Origin of the sequence: Alteromonas sp. KUL150 (genome assembly GCF_009811475.1) — a bacterium.
Taxonomy (GTDB): domain Bacteria; phylum Pseudomonadota; class Gammaproteobacteria; order Enterobacterales; family Alteromonadaceae; genus Alteromonas; species Alteromonas gracilis.
Map to the genome: position 1 here is coordinate 29,686 of NZ_BLIJ01000018.1, position 19,959 is coordinate 49,644.

The 19,959-nt window shown below is 44.4% G+C and carries 20 protein-coding genes; 13 read left to right on the forward strand and 7 right to left on the reverse strand.

Going from position 1 to position 19,959, the window contains the following annotated elements; translation table 11 throughout:
* Nucleotides 1-311: 311 nt before the first annotated feature.
* The 3 genes from typA to GVO62_RS03565 all read left to right on the forward strand — a co-directional run bounded on the left by typA (nucleotide 312) and on the right by GVO62_RS03565 (nucleotide 4,072).
* A complete protein-coding gene (gene typA / locus GVO62_RS03555; RefSeq protein ID WP_159117766.1) occupies nucleotides 312-2,144 on the forward strand; it encodes a translational GTPase TypA in 1,833 nt (610 codons plus the stop codon).
* A gap of 233 nt (nucleotides 2,145-2,377) precedes the next feature.
* Nucleotides 2,378-2,755 carry a response regulator gene (locus tag GVO62_RS03560; RefSeq protein ID WP_120961971.1) on the forward strand — a complete coding sequence of 126 codons (378 nt, stop codon included), beginning with the start codon at nucleotides 2,378-2,380 and terminating at the stop codon, nucleotides 2,753-2,755.
* Between the two features lie 141 nt (nucleotides 2,756-2,896).
* Nucleotides 2,897-4,072 (forward strand): MalY/PatB family protein, encoded by a 1,176-nt coding sequence (locus GVO62_RS03565; protein ID WP_159117767.1) that lies wholly within the window; start codon nucleotides 2,897-2,899, stop codon nucleotides 4,070-4,072.
* A gap of 183 nt (nucleotides 4,073-4,255) precedes the next feature.
* Here GVO62_RS03565 and GVO62_RS03570 read toward each other — a convergent pair whose 3' ends face one another.
* Nucleotides 4,256-5,452, reverse strand: coding sequence for an Nramp family divalent metal transporter (locus GVO62_RS03570; protein WP_159117768.1), 1,197 nt, complete (start codon nucleotides 5,450-5,452; stop codon nucleotides 4,256-4,258).
* Nucleotides 5,453-5,699: 247 nt separating this feature from the next.
* On the opposite strand from GVO62_RS03570, the gene GVO62_RS03575 reads away from it, so the two are divergent.
* Nucleotides 5,700-6,359, forward strand: coding sequence for a UPF0149 family protein (locus GVO62_RS03575; RefSeq protein WP_159117769.1), 660 nt, complete (start codon nucleotides 5,700-5,702; stop codon nucleotides 6,357-6,359).
* A gap of 31 nt (nucleotides 6,360-6,390) precedes the next feature.
* Here the strand turns inward: GVO62_RS03575 and GVO62_RS03580 are convergent, their stop codons facing one another.
* The 3 genes from GVO62_RS03580 to GVO62_RS03590 form a co-directional block, all read right to left on the reverse strand.
* Entirely contained in the window at nucleotides 6,391-6,579 is a 189-nt protein-coding gene (locus tag GVO62_RS03580; protein ID WP_105929653.1) for a hypothetical protein, read from the reverse strand.
* Nucleotides 6,580-6,722: 143 nt separating this feature from the next.
* Complete coding sequence (locus GVO62_RS03585; protein WP_159117770.1) at nucleotides 6,723-7,151, reverse strand: CopD family protein; 429 nt, start codon at nucleotides 7,149-7,151, stop codon at nucleotides 6,723-6,725.
* A 1-nt stretch (nucleotide 7,152) separates the two neighbouring features.
* On the reverse strand, nucleotides 7,153-8,829 hold the full coding sequence (locus GVO62_RS03590; protein WP_159117771.1) for a chloride channel protein: 1,677 nt from the start codon (nucleotides 8,827-8,829) through the stop codon (nucleotides 7,153-7,155).
* Nucleotides 8,830-8,934: 105 nt separating this feature from the next.
* Between GVO62_RS03590 and GVO62_RS03595 the strand changes: the two genes are divergently transcribed.
* Nucleotides 8,935-9,642: a DUF6776 family protein gene (locus tag GVO62_RS03595; protein WP_159117772.1), complete on the forward strand. Its 708-nt coding sequence runs from the start codon at nucleotides 8,935-8,937 to the stop codon at nucleotides 9,640-9,642.
* A 191-nt stretch (nucleotides 9,643-9,833) separates the two neighbouring features.
* On the opposite strand, the gene azu is transcribed toward GVO62_RS03595, so the two are convergent.
* Nucleotides 9,834-10,283: an azurin gene (gene azu / locus GVO62_RS03600; protein WP_159117773.1), complete on the reverse strand. Its 450-nt coding sequence runs from the start codon at nucleotides 10,281-10,283 to the stop codon at nucleotides 9,834-9,836.
* Between the two features lie 176 nt (nucleotides 10,284-10,459).
* Here azu and GVO62_RS03605 point away from each other — a divergent pair, with 176 nt between their 5' ends.
* The 5 genes from GVO62_RS03605 (at nucleotide 10,460) to minE (ending at nucleotide 14,500) form a co-directional block, all read left to right on the forward strand.
* On the forward strand, nucleotides 10,460-10,795 hold the full coding sequence (locus GVO62_RS03605; RefSeq protein ID WP_159117774.1) for a hypothetical protein: 336 nt from the start codon (nucleotides 10,460-10,462) through the stop codon (nucleotides 10,793-10,795).
* Between the two features lie 112 nt (nucleotides 10,796-10,907).
* A complete protein-coding gene (locus GVO62_RS03610; RefSeq protein WP_159117775.1) occupies nucleotides 10,908-12,281 on the forward strand; it encodes a class II fumarate hydratase in 1,374 nt (457 codons plus the stop codon).
* Between the two features lie 309 nt (nucleotides 12,282-12,590).
* On the forward strand, nucleotides 12,591-13,400 hold the full coding sequence (minC, locus tag GVO62_RS03615) for a septum site-determining protein MinC (RefSeq protein ID WP_159117776.1): 810 nt from the start codon (nucleotides 12,591-12,593) through the stop codon (nucleotides 13,398-13,400).
* Between the two features lie 30 nt (nucleotides 13,401-13,430).
* Entirely contained in the window at nucleotides 13,431-14,240 is an 810-nt protein-coding gene (gene minD, locus GVO62_RS03620; RefSeq protein WP_105929465.1) for a septum site-determining protein MinD, read from the forward strand.
* On the forward strand, nucleotides 14,240-14,500 hold the full coding sequence (gene minE / locus GVO62_RS03625; RefSeq protein ID WP_105929466.1) for a cell division topological specificity factor MinE: 261 nt from the start codon (nucleotides 14,240-14,242) through the stop codon (nucleotides 14,498-14,500). The genes minD and minE overlap by 1 nt, the downstream gene beginning before the upstream one ends.
* A gap of 114 nt (nucleotides 14,501-14,614) precedes the next feature.
* Here minE and GVO62_RS03630 read toward each other — a convergent pair whose 3' ends face one another.
* The gene (locus tag GVO62_RS03630) at nucleotides 14,615-15,448 is read right to left on the reverse strand and encodes a polyphosphate kinase 2 family protein (RefSeq protein WP_159117777.1); all 834 of its coding nucleotides are present in this window, start codon (nucleotides 15,446-15,448) and stop codon (nucleotides 14,615-14,617) included.
* A 238-nt stretch (nucleotides 15,449-15,686) separates the two neighbouring features.
* Here GVO62_RS03630 and erpA point away from each other — a divergent pair, with 238 nt between their 5' ends.
* Nucleotides 15,687-16,031: an iron-sulfur cluster insertion protein ErpA gene (gene erpA, locus GVO62_RS03635; protein ID WP_105929654.1), complete on the forward strand. Its 345-nt coding sequence runs from the start codon at nucleotides 15,687-15,689 to the stop codon at nucleotides 16,029-16,031.
* Between the two features lie 207 nt (nucleotides 16,032-16,238).
* The gene (locus tag GVO62_RS03640; RefSeq protein ID WP_159117778.1) at nucleotides 16,239-16,811 is read left to right on the forward strand and encodes a glutathione S-transferase family protein; all 573 of its coding nucleotides are present in this window, start codon (nucleotides 16,239-16,241) and stop codon (nucleotides 16,809-16,811) included.
* Nucleotides 16,812-16,863: 52 nt separating this feature from the next.
* Here GVO62_RS03640 and GVO62_RS03645 read toward each other — a convergent pair whose 3' ends face one another.
* Complete coding sequence (locus tag GVO62_RS03645) at nucleotides 16,864-17,835, reverse strand: D-2-hydroxyacid dehydrogenase (RefSeq protein ID WP_159117779.1); 972 nt, start codon at nucleotides 17,833-17,835, stop codon at nucleotides 16,864-16,866.
* A 177-nt stretch (nucleotides 17,836-18,012) separates the two neighbouring features.
* Between GVO62_RS03645 and GVO62_RS03650 the strand changes: the two genes are divergently transcribed.
* Nucleotides 18,013-19,830 (forward strand): trans-sulfuration enzyme family protein, encoded by a 1,818-nt coding sequence (locus tag GVO62_RS03650; RefSeq protein WP_159117780.1) that lies wholly within the window; start codon nucleotides 18,013-18,015, stop codon nucleotides 19,828-19,830.
* Nucleotides 19,831-19,959: the final 129 nt, after the last annotated feature.

The following is a 19,959-nucleotide window of genomic DNA, read 5'->3' on the forward strand; positions in this document are numbered from 1 at the left end:
TGCACCATAACTGTGCGCTCTTGCACCCTTGTGGTGATTTGCTCTTTTTTTACGATAATCAGCCTAGAATACTTTGCAGCATATGGCTACCTAATATATTCAATCCGGTGCAACATAAGTGTTCAATAGTTGAACAAGTGATTGAAAATCAATAAAACGTGTCCACATCAAAAAAAAAGATGCGCAAATGCCGTGGTTTTTCTGTACAATCCGCGCAAATTTTCTATCTGCATTTTTTTGCAACAAATCTAACGCATACTCCTTTCCACTGAATTGCAGTAGTCGTTGATTTACACAGGCTCTATATAAGCATGAATACCACTGATATAAATAAGTTGCGTAACATCGCAATCATCGCCCACGTTGACCACGGTAAAACGACCCTGGTAGACAAACTGTTACAGCAGTCTGGCACCCTTGAATCTCGAGGTGAGCAAGAAGAACGCGTAATGGACTCGAACGACATCGAGAAAGAACGTGGCATTACCATCCTAGCTAAGAATACAGCGATCAACTGGAACGACTACCGTATCAATATCGTCGATACTCCAGGACACGCTGACTTTGGTGGTGAAGTAGAGCGCGTAATGTCAATGGCCGACTCTGTACTTCTACTTGTAGATGCACAGGAAGGTCCAATGCCGCAAACGCGTTTCGTAACGCAAAAGGCGTTTGCCCAAGGTCTTAAGCCAATTGTTGTTATCAATAAAATCGACAAGCCAGGTGCTCGCCCTGATTGGGTAATAGACCAAGTTTTCGATTTGTTCGACAACTTAGGTGCTACTGACGATCAACTGGATTTCCAAGTTGTTTATGCGTCTGCACTAAACGGTTGGGCATCACTTGATGCAGATACTAAAGAAGACGATATGACGGCATTGTTCCAAACTATCGTCGACCAAGTATCTCCACCTGATGCAGATATCGACGGCGCATTCCAAATGCAAATTTCTCAGCTTGATTACAACTCTTATGTAGGTGTAATCGGCGTTGGTCGCGTTAAGCGCGGTTCTGTGAAGACTAACCAACAAGTCACTATCGTTACTGCCGATGGTCAAAAGCGCAACGGAAAAGTTGGCCTAGTTTATGGCTACCTTGGTCTTGCTCGTCATGAGGTGAGTTCTGCTCACGCGGGTGACATTATTGCAATTTCTGGTCTTGGTGAACTGAAGATCTCTGACACCATCTGTGACGTGAACACGGTAGAAGCGCTTCCTCCACTATCGGTTGATGAGCCTACAGTAACCATGACGTTCCAAGTAAACACGTCACCGTTTGCGGGTAAAGAAGGTAAATACGTAACGTCACGTAACATTCTTGAGCGTCTAACCGATGAGTTAGTACACAACGTTGCACTTCGCGTAGAAGAGACGCAAGATCCGGACAAATTCCGCGTATCAGGTCGTGGTGAGCTTCACCTAGGTATACTTATCGAGAACATGCGTCGTGAGGGTTACGAGCTTGCAGTATCACGTCCAGAAGTAATCTTGAAAGAAGTTGACGGTGAAACACAAGAGCCCTTCGAAACCTTGACCATCGACTGTGAAGAGCAGCACCAAGGTTCTATTATGGAGCAACTGGGTCTTCGTAAAGCTGAAATGACAGATATGTCACCAGATGGTAAAGGTCGTGTGCGTATCGACTTCATTATTCCAAGCCGTGGCCTAATTGGTTTCCAAACTGAATTTATGACGATGACGTCAGGTTCTGGCTTGCTTTACCACACGTTCGATCACTACGGTCCTTATAAGGGCGGTGTCATTGGTAAGCGTAAAAACGGTGTGCTTATTGCCAACGCTAACGGTAAAGCGCTAACTAACGCCTTGTTTAACCTTCAAGAGCGTGGTCGCCTATTTATCGGACACGGTGTAGAAGTATATGAAGGTATGGTTATTGGTATTCACAGTCGTGACAATGACCTTACTGTAAACGCGCTTAAAGGTAAGCAGCTTACTAACGTTCGTGCATCTGGTACTGATGAGGCGCAGACACTCGTTCCACCAATTAAGATGTCTCTTGAGCAAGCGCTTGAGTTTATTGATGATGACGAACTCGTTGAAGTAACGCCTGTTTCTATCCGTATTCGTAAGAAGCTTCTTACTGAAAACGAGCGTAAGCGTGCATCACGCGGGCCTAAGTCTTAATACCTTCTAAGACTTAAACAACTTTTAAAATGCCAGCTTTTCGCTGGCATTTTTTATTCTGAGTGGGCACTTATCTATGCGGATTAACGGTATAAAGTGGCCAAAATTTCGACCAATGGGTAGTGGTCAAAGGTAATTTACCCACCTATGCTTAGATTAATTGGGTTCGGGCCTAAAAAAGGCCTTAAGCTGGCATAAATTATAATTACTTACCGATTTTTAAGGGGATCGTATTGTTTTCTGTAGCCGTAGTCGAAGACGACCCTATCACACTTGATATGATAACTGATGCGCTGGAAACGCAGTTAGACGCCACCGTTTATTCGTTTACACGCAGCAAATTTGCTCGAGACTTTTTATTACAGCAAACTTCTGACTCGTTGAATCTCATTATTAGCGATCAAGTTATGCCGGATTACGATGGTTTAAGCTTGTTGAAAACCTGCCATTCTTCAGGTCTCAACGTTCCATTTTTACTTATTACCGCGGACCCAAATAAAGAACTGGTTATTGAGGCTCGTAAACTTCAAGTCACGGGTTTTTTAGCTAAACCACTTGATATGATGGAATTAATTCAAAAGACCCAAGAAGTAGCTGCACACAAAAGGTAATGGCATTAAGTGATGTTATTTATCTCTATTTAAGTACATTTCGATCTAGCGAAATAGCGTTAAATCACGATATTCACCCTAGTTTATAACGTAGGAAACTTCTACACTGTTGCCACAAGTTTTTATGCAACAGGATGTAATGTGAGCACGTTATTCGATAATACCCCCCCTCGAAAAGACACTTTCTCGTTTAAATGGCAAAAGTACAAAGGAAAAGACGTCATTCCTGCGTGGGTTGCCGATACCGAGTTCCGTTGTGCTCAGCCAATACTCAATGCTATTTCAGGTTATGTAGAACATGGTAATTTGGGATACATTCTTCCGGCACACCATGAAGGTGCAATTCAAGCGGTAGTTAGATGGCTTAAGGATAAGCACAATTGGAACATTAAGCCAGAGTGGTTAGTGTGGACTCCTGGCGTGGTGCCAGCGTTTAACGTTGCCTGTAAAGCTTATTGTGAGACAGGCGATAAAGTGCTTATTCAAACCCCGAATTACCCGCCTTTGTTAGCTGCACCTAAGCTAAATGGCCTAGAGCGGGTTGATATTGGTACGGTAGTTCAACATGCTAATGGTGACAGCGCCGATACGATTAATGAGGTAGAAGGCGCGCGCTACACATTAGACTTTGATGCACTAGAAAAAGAGGCAGCAGATCCTCGATGCAAACTGTTTATTCTATGTAACCCAATGAATCCTGTGGGCTCGGTATTGTCTAAAGAAGAGTTAGATCGTATTGCCGATATTTGTAACGCAAACAATGTAACTCTCTGTTCCGATGAGATTCACTGCGACCTCATTTTAGAAGAGGGAAAAACGCATATTCCTGCAGGGCGTGAATCAAACCTTGCGGAAAATAGCGTTACCTTAATGGCCGCGAGCAAGACCTTCAATATAGCGGGCTTAGGTACCTCATTTGCTATTATTCCCAACCGCCAACTGCGTCAGGCATTTACTAATGCCGCAGCAGGTGTTGTGCCTTGGGTTACCGTATTGGGGCTGGCAGCAACTGAAGCGGCTTTTACCCAGTGTGACGATTGGCACCAACAGCAACTTACTTACTTGCGTGAAAACAGAGATATGGTCTTCAATACCATTAACAGCATAGATGGGCTGCGTATGCTAAAAGCTGACGCCACCTTCCTTGCTTGGGTGGATGCAAGTGGCCTTGGCGTTGAAAATGTTCAGCAGTGGGCAGAGGAAAAAGGCGTGGGCCCATCGCCTGGCATCGACTTTCACAAAGCGGATCATTTTCGAATTAATTTCGGCTGCAGCAAGGGGATGCTCCAAGACATTCTCCAACGCCTAGCCAGCTAAAGTCGGGGGCAAAGTGCTTTTAAGCCCAAAGCTGAAAGCTTTAACCTATTATTGACGTTAAAAAGGGCCAAAGCGGCCCTTTTTCTATGCATTCTGTTAGTTACGTTGGCTTACTGCTTTTAAAACCTGCTAACAGGGTTAACTTACAAAAAAGTCAGATTAATTCTGCCCTCATTTCTGTAACTAGCCAAAAACGCCGATTAGTTTATATAAACCTAAACCAATCACAGTGCCTACTACCACAAAGCCCGCTACGTTACTTTTCCACGTGTTTCTAAATTCTCCCAACGCAGTGCTCTTGTTCATTACCACTAGCAAAAATATGGCAATGATAGGGAGTAGCAGGGCATTGGTGGCTTGTGCGAACAAGATAGCGGGTAACGGTTTAAAGCCAAGTGCTGCAACGCTTACACCTATAACAATAATAATGAACCACACCGCCTTGAAGCTTTTACTTTGCATATTGTCAGATAAACCAAGCGCACCAGTTACTGCGTAAGCGGCTGCGAGCGGTGCCGTGATCGCACTGGTCAATCCGGCTGCAAACAAACCAAGTGCAAAGAACCACTGCGCTTTATCACCTAAAACCGGTTTGAGCTGTTCTCCCATATTAGATGCGTCCATGGTGGCAGCTTGATTGAAAAACGCCATCATGGCCGTGGCCATTACAATTAGTGTGATAAGTCCGCCCATGCTTATTGCTCTCGCAGATTGATTGCGACAGGCAACAACAGCGTCGTGTTTATTCTGTCCTTGAGATGATTTAGCTACGAGGCTAGCGTGTAAGAATAAATTATAGGGAACGATAGTTGTGCCAATTAGCGCTAGCACCGTTGTAATCGCATCGGCATCCAAGCGGGGGGAGATGAATTGGCTAAACATAGCAGCAACGTCAGGCTTGGCTACCAATAGCGTAACTAAAAACACCCCAGCCATAATAAACACCAAATAGACTAGAACGGTTTCAATCCATTTGTAGCTTCCAGACCAAAGCAAGACAATCGCTATAGTGCCCAATATGCTGGCCCATGGACCGATGCCTATATTAATGAAGGCATCTAGACCAATAGCTGCTCCGGTTAAATTTCCAGACTCATAGGCGGCATTTCCGATACCGATGGCACTGACTATAAGCAAAATAAACACATTTTTTAGCCAGGGTTTATATGCCATATCTTTCATTGCACTGGCCAAGCCCTTGCCACTGGCCACGCCTAATCGAGCCGCCATATCTTGCAGCACTATAGTAGCGAAAATGGAAAAAAGCAGCGCCCATACGAGGTGAAAACCAAAGTTAGCACCTGCTAAGCTTGCTGTGGTTACTGTTCCCGGCCCTATAAATGCGGCCGCGATGATATATCCTGATTTATCTTTTGCCATTGCAACGACTCTTAGTTAAGTTTTGCTATCATGACAATAGGTAGGCGAGCACGCAACAGTACCGCTAAACCAATACAGTAACAGATTGGTTTTAAACCTATTGTCGCGTACCCAATGCGGGCAAGTCATTTTCTCTCGCCTTTACCCAGTTTAAGTGAGGGTAAAAGGTTAAAAAATACGCCCTTAGCAAAGTGGGCGCGCAGACTACCGTTTCACGAAATAGAACGCAAATTAAAATAGGACATTAATGGTGAAAGACGGCTATCCGATAACGATGGTGAGCGATATTGTGTCGTTGCCTAATTTTGAAAACGTTCTTCCTTCTACTTACCAAGTTGATGGGATGATCTTTGCCGTAGCCTCCGCACCAGAGATACCCATGCCCGAGCAGTGGATGCCTTGGTTAATTCAGTCAGGTGACAGTAAACTTGTAGATAAGGACGTAGATAGGCTGGCTGATGCGCTGATGAATGGTTTACGCGCGCATCTCGATTTTATGCGACAAGAAAAGTCACCACTGCCTAAGGAACTAATTTTGGCCGAAGAGGTGAATGGCTTTAGAAGACCCTCGAAAGCATTAGAAAGCTGGTTGACCGGACTACTTCATGTCCACAAGTTATTAGAACCCGTTTGGGAAAATGCGTGGCAACAATTCGAGAAAAAGAGCAGTAACAGCACTAAAGAAGCGCCGGAAGCGCAACTATCACGTTGTTTAAAGCTGTTTTCTACTTTGGCAAATGTGGATTTAGCCCTTTCGTATCGCAATGAAGAACAAACCGAGCAGTTAAAAATTAACATGGCCCTACTGATAAAGCAGTTGCCGTCAGTACTTGCCGATTATACAAAGCTTTCGGGCGAATTGGCTGGGGCGTTGCCTAATCAGTTTGAGACATTCAGCAATAATTAACTACTGTTTGCTTGCACATTAAGTTTTGCAGCTATCGCTGTCGCTGATGCTGGCGCTGATTTAATGTGTGTTTGAGGGAAGCTGTGTAACTGTCTAGTTCCAGCTTCGCTTTTTCGTATTGTTCGTTTAACCGCAAGGAAGCCGGTTCCCTCATCAAGGCTTTGAAGGCCAAATCTGTTTGTTTGAGCAAATCTTTAAGGTGTTGATTACTGTCGTCCATGTCGTATTCCGATAATTACATTTATTTAAATCCGAGAAACAGCTTTAACCCGGTGCTTTCTTGCGCTTACAGTCGTTATTGCTGGTTTATCGCTTCAGGGCTCGATACTCCTTTTATCAAGCCCCAAAGGGGTGAATTTTTCGCTAAAGAGGCTTTACTACCGCCAAACAAACAATAGCGAGTATAGCCAATACCGGTACCTCATTCAAAAAACGGTAAAAGCGAGGAGAATGCCTATTTTCGTCTCGCTCAAATTGCTTCAACAACTTAAACAAATAGAAGTGGTACCCGTAAATAGCAAGTAAAAGCAATAACTTTATGTGAAGCCACCCTGACATTTTAAACCATGTACCGCCATAACTGACAATAAGTGCAACGCCGAATGCTAGAGTTAACAAGGCGAACGGGGTTACGAAGAACCATAGCCGACGCTCCATAACTTTAAATTCGTCTTTTACAACTTGTGATTGAGTGGTGGCGTGATACACAAAAAGCCGTGGTAGATAAAAAAGCCCTGCCATCCACGCCAACATGAAAAAGATATGCAGTGCCTTAAACCATAAAATGTACATATTAATATTGCGCCTTCTGTAAAAAACTTTGCAAGATATTCCAGGTAACTACGCCAATAATATCGTTAAGTTCTTGATCGTAAATATAAACTGCGCCAGAGCGCGAATTTTTGAGATGTTCATACACCTCGTGCAGCGTTGACTGGGCGCTAATGCCTTCCATCTCGTAGTAGTTAAGCGCCGTCGCATCGTGTTCCAGACTGACATTGTATTGGACCAGTTTATACTGCACATCTATTTCAAACTTTGATTTTTGAACGACAATTTGTGTTGGATTACTTTCTAAATAATTGAAAAGTGCAGCTTCTGGAGCATCGTGAAACAACTTGTATTCGGTATTCATTGCAGCGAGTACCCCAGTTTTCTCCAGCGCTTCTCGAATTGAAGAAATCGCGTAGGGCAGGTTCTGATAGTCAAGCTGCCGTATAAATATGGATCGGTTTCCAAAAAATTGCGTGGAAGTAACATAAGCTGGCACGATAACAAGCATGGCCGGCAATATAATTTGCGGGCTGTAAGAAAGCTCCATAACCGCTGATAGGGCTGCAAGCGGGGCATGTAGTACTGCAGTCAACATACCTGCAATGCCTAGTAGCGCAAAGCTATTAGTAAATTCGGGAACATCAATAAAGTAAGATAATGGTAAAAGAAGCACTGCACCCGCTAGCATTCCGATCACCATTACTGGACCTATTATCCCTCCTGGTATGCCCAAGCCAATGGCAAAAACCGCTAAAATTACTTTGAACACCAAGGTTGAAACAAGCAGGAGCGCGCCAGGGGAGCTATCAAACAAATGCTCAACGTCTATAAAATTAGCGCCAAGAGCCTCAGGAATGAACATGCCAATAGTGCCTGTAATCAAAGCTGCGAGTACAAGTCGCCACACCATAGATACCGGTCTAAAAAGTGTCATAACACGCATTAGCTGACTGTTAAATAATACAGCTAAGACACCTAAAAGAATGCCTAAAAGAACCAAGTAAAAGTACATCCATTGACTAAACGCGTTAAACGATAAGAATGACAGTTCGTTGACCTCACCAAACACGATACGCGTAAGTACCGAACCGCAGGCTGCAGCTAGCATGATGGGAACAAAGATATGGATTTTGTATTCTCGGAGCACAACTTCCATTACGAAGATAACTGCGGCGAAGGGGGTATTAAACGAGGCAGATATACCAGCAGCAATACCGCAGCCAGCAAGTATTCGAATACTGTTGTAAGGAAGGCGAAGCCACTGGCCTAAAAAGCTGCTACTTGACGCGCCCATGTGTACTGAGGGGCCTTCTCTTCCCACTACAAACCCGCCCGCTAACGCAAGCATACCGCCAAAAAATTGGTTGATGGTGGTTCTTAGAGGCACATAGCCATAATAATATTTTACCCGGTGAATAACGAAGGGAATACCAAGGCGGTAATGTTTGAAGCCAGTTAGAAAAGCAATGAAGAGTATCAGCCCCACACTTATCAAGGGCATGATAAACCATACTAACCAATCGTGAGTGAGAACCGATTTAAGCGACGATACGCCTGTTTCTTGCAGCCATTCCACACATAGCCGGAACAAGATAATAATAAGCGCCGCGCAGGTTCCCCCTACAATGCCCAGCATGCACAACTGAATGGATGTGCGTGGGTGAGCTACTTCCTCTCTTAAAGCCTGCAAGCGCATGTTGTGTTACAGTAGGTTAACGTAGCTAGCAGCTTACCATAAACACTTAAAATTCATAATATTTAGAACGCGTTAGCGTTTTGCATTTTTGTTGATATAGAGATCATGACAACCGATCAGTTAAAACACATTTTAGGAAACTACAAATGGTCACTGCTAGTGGCTTTTATAATGCTAGGCATGGTGGGATTTGGTTATAAACTCGCCCGTATGATTGACGAGGGCGACAGTAAAAAAGTTCATGCGCAGCAAGAGACAATTGCTATTTTGTCTGAAGAGAACAATGCGTTAACGACTAAAGTGAATCAGCTTGAAGTGGCCGTTGAGATTGCGTCGTTAGAAGCTGAAAAAATTGTTAATACACTCAGTGAACAGAAAAAAGAGATAGAAGCTCAGCAAGAGTTAATCAGCTTTTACGAACGGGTAATGGCGCCAGAAAAAACTGAAGACGGCTTTGCTATCGAAGGGGTAGAGGTTTTCAAACTAAGCGACACTACATATCAATTAAGGTTGGTTTTATTGCAGTCAAAACAGCAAAAGGCGGTGATAAATGGCGATTTAACGATTGCTGTTGTAGGTAAAAAAAACGGCGAACCTATTACTCTCAAATCTGGTGAGTCGAACCTGTTAGCAGAGAACGTTAAGTATCGGTTTCGTTTTTTCCAAGCGGTTAACGTTATCCTCACCATTGATAAAGATATCGATGTGGAATCCGTTGAGTTCACTACATCAGTTTATCAATACAAAACTCGAAAGGGTACTTATGAGATAGGGGTTCCATGGAGCGAGGCCCTTTCTGTAGAGATTGAGTAAGTGGTTTTAAGCAGTGCTTTTGCTGCAACGTTTGGGGGGCCCTTTTTGCACTTCATTCTCATATCTTTTTCTATTTAAGATGTCGTGCCCGTTACAACTTTAATGCTGGAGTACTGCTGTCCAAACTAGGGCGCACCGTTAAAGGCGCGCCTGTTTAATACCAATCTATGCAGACTGGTATAAGTGAACTGCTAGCTAGAAAGGGTCACCGTACCTTTCATAATGCCGATATGGCCTGGAAATGAGCAGAAAAACATATATTCTTCATCTTTGCTCAAGCCTTCAACAGAAAACGTAGTTGAGGTTTGCTCGCCACCACCGATAATATCTGTAGCGCCGATAACGCGCTCATCATTAGGCTTTACATAGTTGTTATCTAACCCTGCACTCATGCCATCGGTTGCCACAGCTTGACCATCGGCTTTAGTCGTCATAACCCAATTGTGGCCCATAGATTGTTTCGGCAATTGGCCAGTGTGTTTAAGTGTCACCGTAAATTCGCTACAGCTCGCCGGAATGGTCACGTTCGAGGTGTTGAACTGCATGGCATCGTTTGATTCTACAGTAACCTCACAATCATTAGCGAATGCACTAGAGGCCAAAAAGAAGAGGGCTGTGCCACCAAGTAATTTCTTGATCATAAAAATTATCCTTTGAATTTAAAGTAACTGCACCTTTCGGTGGAATAAGAAGACTCGGTTAACTATACGGGAAAGAATACCACTGGATCATTGTATATGTTAATGGTTATCATTTGTATTTGTGCTTAGGGGGCGTTTGATTCGTCTTTCATAACTTTTAACGCACAAGGAAGCCTATGTCATCGATAAGCAATGTACAGCAACAAGTTCGACTCGGAAACAGCGCAGATGAGCTGGATGTATTGAATATATATAATCTTGATGGCGTAACCTGCATTGCTGATTTGTTGCCAAGCGATAGCGACAAATTTTCTGTCTACCAAAATGCAGTTGAAGTGCTTTATGAAACCATGTGCGACCCAATGGTCAGTCAGCACTGGCGTTACAGTTGTTTAGCGCATCTTTACAAGCCTCTGCTTAAAGCTGAGCGCTATGCTCGCAGCGAGAGTGATCGAATTGCGCTTGCAAGAATAAAAATAGATATGCATTTGCTAGTGCCCTATTTTCTTTAGAGAGCTTACAGAATAGAAAGCTTACAGAGTCGCCTGCACCAATGTGAATGACGCGTAAGCGCTTATGGGCATGCCACATAACACGAGTTTCACCAACACAAGGATACGAGTAATGACAGCAACACGCACAGAACGCGATAGCATGGGAGAACTTCAAGTCCCTGAAAATGCGCTTTACGGCGCGCAAACTCAGCGGGCTATTCAAAACTTTCCAGTAAGCGGGCAGCGTATGCCTGAAGCTTTTATACGTTCACTTGTTACAGTGAAAAAAGCGGCAGCACAAGCCAATATGAAACTCAACGCTCTTGATAGTAATCGTGGGCAAGCCATTGTTAAAGCCTGTGACGAGTTACTTTCTCTTGAAGATATTGTGCAGCATTTTCCCGTCGATATTTTTCAAACGGGCTCGGGGACAAGTACCAATATGAACGCGAACGAAGTCATTGGGAAATTGGCTTCGGGTTACGCAGATGAAGAGGTTCACCCCAATGACCATGTTAACTATGGTCAAAGTTCTAATGATGTCATACCAACAACTATTCATGTTAGTGGCGCCATGGCGCTTACAAACGAGCTTATACCGGCTGTCGAAAGCCTAATTGGCATCATCGAGGTAAAAGCAAAGTCGGTGTCGCAGTACAGCAAAACAGGGCGCACCCATTTAATGGATGCCATGCCGGTAGGAATGGACCAAAGTTTGTTAGCGTGGGCAGCACAGCTTAAGCAGCAAGTTAAAACACTGCGTGCAGTGCAACCTGCTATTCAAACTCTTGCTCAGGGCGGTACCGCCGTAGGTACAGGCGTAAATGCACACCCGGAATTCGCGGTTACCTTTTCCGATAGTTTAAATGCGCTTACCGATGTAGGCTTTAAACCGGCAGACAATTTCTTTGCGCTTATTGGTTCTCAAGATACCGCAGTCACATTATCTGGCGCGACCAAAAGTCTTGCGGTTACGCTCATGAAAATAGCTAACGATTTGCGTTGGATGAATTCGGGGCCGCTTGCTGGTCTTGGTGAAATTGCCTTACCTGCATTACAGCCTGGCTCGTCAATTATGCCAGGAAAGGTGAATCCAGTGATCCCCGAGGCGGTGGCGATGGCCTGTGCACAAGTTATAGGCAACGATGCAGCCATAACAGTGGGAGGGCAGTCGGGTAATTTTGAGCTAAACGTCATGCTGCCTATGATTGCTAATAATCTATTATCAAGCTTGTCGCTAATGACCAACAGCGCCAAGCTTATCGGCGAGCAAGCCATTGAAGGTTTCACTGTTAATAAAGATAACATTGAGACACCGCTCTATCGAAACCCAGTATTGGTTACCGCCCTCAATCCTGTCATTGGCTATGCAAAAGCAGCCGAAATAGCCAAAGCGGCATATAAAGAGAATAAACCGGTTATTGACGTTGCCGAGGCCATGACAGATATACCCAGAGATGAGCTAGAAACCTTGCTCGACCCTAAAGCACTTACTCGTCCTTAAGCGCTTAAAACAGAGATGTAGTATTAAAAAAGTGCGGTGTTTTACCGCACTTTTTTTATGGTGAAATAACCTTCAATTCTGAAGCAATATTGGTGAATCCCTTTGTTCGTTAAAAATAATTCGCTTATTGGCATAATATTGGCTAACACAGCAGTGAAAAGGGCATTACAGTTGCTGTATGTACGGAGGTTTTTTGATACAGTGACCCATTGAAACTATTTGAATCGCTGCGTAAGACGGCGACAAACTATTGCGCTAATAGGTTTTGCTAGTACCAAGGTAAAAGCAACGCCTTTTCGGGAAGAAAAAATGACAGAAACTTGCTTTCGCATGAAGGGCACTACGCTCACCAGTATTGTGTTAGAAGTAATAGATTTTGAACCAGATAACTTCGAAGCTCAGCTATCGCAAAAGATTGCGAGCGCGCCGCAGTTTTTTACCCGTTCCTCACTGATATTGCACCTGATAAAACCCTTGTCAGCTACTGAGTTTGAATTGCTTGTAGCGCTGTGTCGTCGCTTGCAGTTACAACCCATGGCGGTGAAAGGAGAGGTGGCTGAACTTAAGCCAACCATTAACGATTTGGGCTTGGCAGATGTCAGCCAGAGCAAGTTTACCGATAGTGTACTTCGCTCGCAAAATCCCTCTCAGCAAGCTACTGCGAGCAACGGAAATAGTAGTGAAAATAACGGCGACAGTCAGGCACAGCAGTCATCAACTAGCGCCGCGAAACCGTCATCAGGCAGTGATGCTCCGCCATCTGCGGTAAGGCCTTTGAAAGCTGAAATTAAACCAGCCAAAGTAATAAACCGCCCGGTTCGGTCAGGTCAGCAAGTTTATGCTGAAGGCGGTGATTTGGTGGTGACAGCGTCGGTTAGCGAAGGTGCTGAACTTCTCGCCGATGGCAACATACATGTTTACGGCACGTTGCGCGGGCGCGCGCTGGCCGGTGTTAAAGGTAACACGGGGGCCCGTGTATTTTGTCAGTCGCTAGACGCGGAACTCATTTCAATTGCAGGGCAATTTATCATGCACGAAACCGTTAAAGGTGAATGCTGGAAGAAGCCTGCACAAGTATATTTAGAAGAAGAAACATTACGTATAGAGCCGTTGGCTTAATGCTTTGTACGCACCAATAGGAAAGAATAGATGGCAAAGATTATCGTAGTAACCTCAGGAAAAGGTGGTGTAGGTAAGACTACATCGAGTGCAGCAATAAGTACGGGGCTTGCGTTAGCAGGTCATAAAACGGTAGTGATAGATTTTGATGTGGGTTTGCGAAACCTTGACCTTATAATGGGATGCGAACGCCGCGTTGTTTACGATTTCGTAAATGTTATTAATAAAGAGGCATCGCTCAAGCAGGCCTTGATTAAAGACAAGCGCACAGAAAACTTGTTTATTCTTCCAGCGTCTCAAACGCGAGATAAAGATGCGCTTACGGTTGATGGTGTTCAAGCGGTGCTTGATGAACTGAAAAAAGACTTCGAATTTATCATTTGTGATTCACCTGCGGGTATTGAGCAGGGGGCACAAATGGCGTTGTACTTTGCTGATGAAGCTATTGTTGTTACCAATCCAGAGGTATCATCAGTACGAGATTCAGACCGCATTTTGGGTATATTGCAAAGCAAGTCTATGCGCGCTGAGAAAGGCGAGCCAGTTAAAGAGCATCTTTTGCTAACCCGCTACAACCCAACCCGCGTAGAAAGCGCTGAAATGTTGAGTGTTGCTGATGTTGAAGAAATATTGGCTATACCGCTATTAGGTGTTATTCCTGAATCTGAAGCGGTTTTAAAAGCGTCTAACCAAGGTCAACCCGTTATTCTTGACGAAGATGCCAATGCAGGACAAGCTTATGCTGACGCCGTCAAACGTCTGCTGGGCGAAACTGTTCCACATCGTTTCCTTGAAGCAGAGAAAAAAGGGTTCTTTAAGCGCCTGCTAGGAGGGAAGTAATGGGTATTTTCGACCTGCTTAAGAAGAAGCAAAAGCCGAGCACTGCGGCGGTAGCCAAGGAGCGTTTGCAGATCATTGTTGCGCACGAACGTAAAAGGCGTACTGAGCCTGATTACCTGCCTATGATGCAGCAGGAAATTATTCAGGTTATTCGCAAATATGTGACGATTGCTGACGATCAAGTGTCGGTGCAACTGGACAATAATGACGATTGCAGCGTACTTGAACTCAATGTGACGTTACCTGACAGCAACAGCTAAGTCTGGCAGGGAAATGCGCCCTGGCATAGAAGCCAGTACTATAATGGTTTTATACCAGTGCCACAGCGTTTTTTCACCAGAGCTACAGCACGCTATGACTAACGGTTACGTGCGCTAGCTGTTGATAAGGTCTTCATCTACATCAAGTTGTTTAGAGGCCTGTGCAATTAAGTTCTCATCAAGTTGAGGCGGAGAAATATCGACGCCTTCGCTTAATCTAGCAACAATAGTGTCTAATACGTCTACCCGTGCTTGCCACTTGTATTCCCCATTTATAATACGCCACGGCGCGTAGCTTGTGTGAGTACGTTCAAACATCTCGTTCACTGCCTTAACGTATTCTTTTCGCATTTTACGGTTATGTAAGTCTTCTTCGGTTAACTTCCAGCGTTTAAATGGATTGTGAAGGCGTTCCTCAAAACGTTCGCGTTGCTCTTTCGGTGAAATGTGCATAAAGAGCTTAATAATACGTACCCCGCTATCACTGAGCGTTTTTTCAAACGCATTTATTTCGTCATAACCTCGTTGATAGGTCTTTTCGTCGATAAGCTGGTCAACGCGCTCCACCAGTACTCTACCGTAGTGTGAACGGTCGAATATCTTGAGGGTGCCGGGAGAGGGGATGTGCTGCCAAAAGCGATAGAGAAAATGCTTGTCTTGGTCCTCTTTTGCAGGCTTAGCGACAGGAAATACGCTTACGCCACGAGGGTCTAACTTCTCCGTTATACGTCTTATCGCGCCACCTTTACCAGACGCATCCCAGCCTTCAAAAACGACCAACGCACGCTTTTTCTGATGGAAGTAAGATTGTTGAACGTGAAAGAGCTTCTCTTGCTGTTTTCCTAATGCGTCCTTGTATTCTTCTTTGCTATCAAAACGAGACTGCCCGAAATCCTCAAACAAAGCAGGGGGAGAAGGAAGCAATAGCGTATTATCGGTATTATTCATTAGCGCGCCTCGATTTTAATGATTCAGTGCACAGAGCCAAAAAAAGGGGCTCTGGTATTTCAGTGTTAACTACTTAGCTTTATTTTTCTATCTTTACGTTTAGTTTATTGCTCGCTCGATGGTGGGGATAAACTTGAATCGTTAAGTTTTGCCCCAATAATTGCTTACTATCCGCAAGTATTAGATAATTGCGAGCAAGCACAAAGTGCGTAAGCACGAAGTTAATTTAGAGGTGGGTATGTCTGTAGAAACGGCGTTGCCGATAGAGTTTTCTGACGCTGCAGCAGCGAAAGTGAAAGCCCTTGTTTCAGAAGAAGAAAATCCTGATTTGAAATTACGTGTATACGTAACAGGTGGTGGCTGTTCTGGCTTTCAATATGGTTTTACTTTTGATGAGAAAGTGAACGAAGGCGATATGACCATCGAGAAAGACACGGTGACCATGGTGGTTGACCCGATGAGTCTACAATATCTTGTTGGTGGCGTAGTTGATTACGTAGATGGCCTAGAAGGCTCACGGTTTTTAGTTCAAAACCCCAATGCCACTACAACCTGTGGCTGTGGTGCGAGCTTCAGCGTTTAGCGTTCTTCGCAAAGCGATAAGGCTTTTTCAAATAGTGAGCGCTTTTTGTACGGATTCAAAATGCGCTAAACGTTGATGACTTCTACAACCATAGGCATACATCGCATCATTTTGTATGCCTATCGGTTGTCTTGTTTTTATACTTCCTTTTGTTTTCAAATTCCGGCTACACTAATTTCATCAAACGACCACGTTTAGGATAGCGTTATGAAATTGTATGGCTCAACGACTTCTCCCTATGTACGCCGCATACGTATTGTACTCGCCTCCACTGAGCACGAATTTTTAAACCTTCAAATATTTTCGGGTGAAGACCGAGAATTGCTCGCCTCCCGCAACCCGACGCTTAAAGTGCCTTGTCTTGAGGACGAGGGGCAAATGATTTTTGATTCCCGCATTATTTATAACTATCTTGCCGACAAGCTTGATCACGACGGCTTAACTTGGGAAGAAGAAAATCAATTGACCTTGATAGATGCAGCTAACGATTCGTTTGTACAACTCATGCTTCTTAAGCGTTCAGACTTTGATATTAGTGAAGATAAAATGTATTTCAGGCTTCAAAATGAAAGAATTGAAGCTGTGCTTACCGCGTTAGTTGACCAGCTTGATGCTGGTGGTTTTAGCGGATGGACTTACCCAGAAATTTGCTTATATACCATGATCGACTGGGTGCTGTTTCGCGAATTACACAGTATGAAGGCATTTCCAGAATTATTAGCGTTTCACGAAAAGCATCACAACCGTATAGAGGTTACCGCTACCGATCCTCGCGGTTAGCGCTAAAACTTTTTAGCAGAAAGAAAAGCGATAAAGATGGGCTATCGGATAATCAATAGCCCTTCGCAAAGTCGAACTGATACTTAAGCGGCAAACGCGCTAAATAGCGCTCAGCATTTTCTAAAAACACGCTTGCTACATCACTTGGCTGGGATTCCGCTGCCGTATGAGCCGTTATGGTAATGTTTGGGTGTTGCCAGAATCGGTGAGTAGGAGGTAACGGCTCATGCCGAAATACATCGAGCACGGCATGAGCAAGAGTACCTTTATCGAGCGCACTGATTAATGCTTCATCGTCTACAGCACTTCCGCGCCCTGCGTTAATAAATATACTGTGAGGTTTTAAAGCATTAAAAAATTCATAAGATAGCAAGTTTTGTGTTGTTGGCGTGTCTGGCATCAAATTAACGATGTGATCACAGGCACCGGAAAAAGCCTTTATTTCGCTTGGCGTATACACGCGCTCAGCACCTTTTACATCGTTACCACTTCGCGTTAAACCCACCACTTTCATTCCAAAAGCATTCGCTACCGGTATCAGCGCCTGTCCGATGTTGCCAAGACCCACAACACCAAGGGTTTGCCCATTAAGCGCAGCGCGAGGCGATGCCTCCCACTTAGGCGTGGCTGCCCGCTGATTTTTTTCAAAAGCGTTTAAATTTCTTGCATGCTGGAGTAGATAGGCAAATACATATTCACGCATGAGCTTGCCAAAAATTCCCTTTAACCCAGTGAGCACATAATCTTTTCTGCCTGCGTTGAGAAGCGGTGCATTACCTGCCCATGTTGACTGACACCACTTTAGCGCCGAACACTTATCAATAATAACAGCGGTAAGATCTGGGTCGGAAAGTAGTACGGTCACATTATCGGTATCTACTTGATCAGGATGGCATGTAACCTGGTCTATTGTTAGCAATGACTCACGATTTGTTCCTCGCAATGCATCACTATCAGCAATTTTCTGTTGTAAAGCCTCAGCAATTTCATGGGCTTCATCGCTTAGTATTGTCAGTTTTATCATTCCCAAATCCCTCGCGGCTGGTCGCTTAACGCATGGTAAGTAAACATTTCTTTCCTAGACGTACAACTAAAATCGTTCAGCAGGTTGTTCTAAAAGTGTGATTTAAGTTTTACATTTTTGTAAATGGTGTTGGTGCAACGTTGATTGCACCTGAAGTTAATTCGCAACGGAATCGTCATGCAGTCAGAAAATAATGCCCAAAAACCACTAGCAACACATATTGATGTGAAGCACGCTAAAGTACTCTCTCCAAAGCGTAACACAACCCAAGCTGAAACCACGCAGGCTCTGGTGGATGAACAGCTCGCTCACTTTGGTATCGATTCAGCAAGCGATTACGGTAAAGCACTTGCGAGTACTGCACATCACCTTTACGGCGCACAAGCAAGCGTAATGCAATTGTGGGACATTACCAGCAATACCTTGCAAGGACTTGATAAAGAAGACAGAGTCGCGTACTTCAATGCTAAAAAGTTTCTTTCTTTCCAGATTGCTAAAATTCTAGATACGTTACAAAATCCCTTTCGCGCAACTTACCAGAGTTTATCAAGCGGAAATGGCTCGCAAGGGCACTATCCTCTATTTGACAACGTCACCGCGCTCTTCTCTGCAACGCCAGTGGTCGTGCGAACGGCAACCTATGTCTATGCCTGTACCGAGTGGGTAGATGATGCGTTTCAAGGCAAAGAGTTTACTCACCAAATTTACTCGCGATTATTAAACCCAACTAATATCTCTCTTGCTAACGCTATTGTAGATATGGAAGCGGGCCCTTACGCCGCCGATTATCTTGCATGGAACTTTAATTCAGGCATGGCGGCAATTGATGCCTGTTTATCAAATGTACTAAGTCACGGCGATGTACTTATCGTTTCTAGAAACGTGTACGGTGGCGTCTATCAGTTGCTCCATGATTATTTCGCTCGCAGCAACCGCATGGATATTCAACTTGCGTGGTTTGACGGTTATGACGCGCAAAGCTTTGCTGAATTTATGCAAACAACGAAAACTGAGCATGCGTCTCGCTTAAATAATGGCGCGAAGATGCATGTGTATCTAGAGTCGCCTTGTAATCCACATGGTTATGTATTGGATGTACCGGGCATCTGTGAACTGGCTCACGCACAAAATGCGTTGGTGATGTTGGACTCAACGCTTGCTACGCCTGTTTTACATCAGCCCCTGCAGCACAAAAATAAGGCTGCTCGACCAGACTATGTGATCCACAGCTACACCAAAGATTTGTGTGGAAGTGGCGCAACCACGGCGGGCGTGGTGATAGGGGAGGGGCATCTCATGTTCCAACCTAAAGGCAGTTCCGCCAATGGTGTAGACTGGTCAGAAACCATGTTCTGGGATGTGTATTACATTAAAGGCGCGTTCTTAGATTCTGAAAAGGCCTTTGACGTATTAAACGGTATGAAGACCCTTGAACAACGCATGATGACGAAAGTGATCAACACGCAAGTCTTTACTGCATTTCTTAATGCTCACGATAAAATTCGCGTTAACTGCCACGCGTTGCCTGAACACAGTAATGCTGGGCTGCGCGAGAAACAGCATACACATGGCTGGCCGTGTACGTTGTTTACCGTTGATATGGCGCCGGCAAACTTACCTCGCGATGTATTCGTTCGCTTCTTTGATGCTCTAGAGCCCGCGTTTAGTCATCAAGTGAGTATTGGCCAGAACAACACGATTATTCTATGCCCTGCGTTGACGTCTCACTCTGAACTTAGTACAGAAGAACAGAAAAAAGCTGGGATTGAATTAACCACTATGCGCATAGCCATGGGAACCGATAACGTCAAGCAGCTCATTGCCCATTTCATGTTAGCCGCTAAACATTTTATCGAGCCACACGTGCCAGGTTTTTGTGAGAATTTTATGGCAAATGCAGACATCGACAGCTTGTATTTATCGGTGAGTGAAAGAGTTAGTTCGCAGCACTTCGGCAGTAAAGCCAGCATGGACTCACTGATGAAAGGGGCATAGCGTCATTATTTAGCTCAAGAAGTTGCATTGAGCAGTCGATAAAAAATGTTGAGGATGTACTCCTTATCCCGAGCCTTTCCTTACGCGGGCTCGGGATTTTTTTGTATGAAAGATTAATGGCGCTGGTAA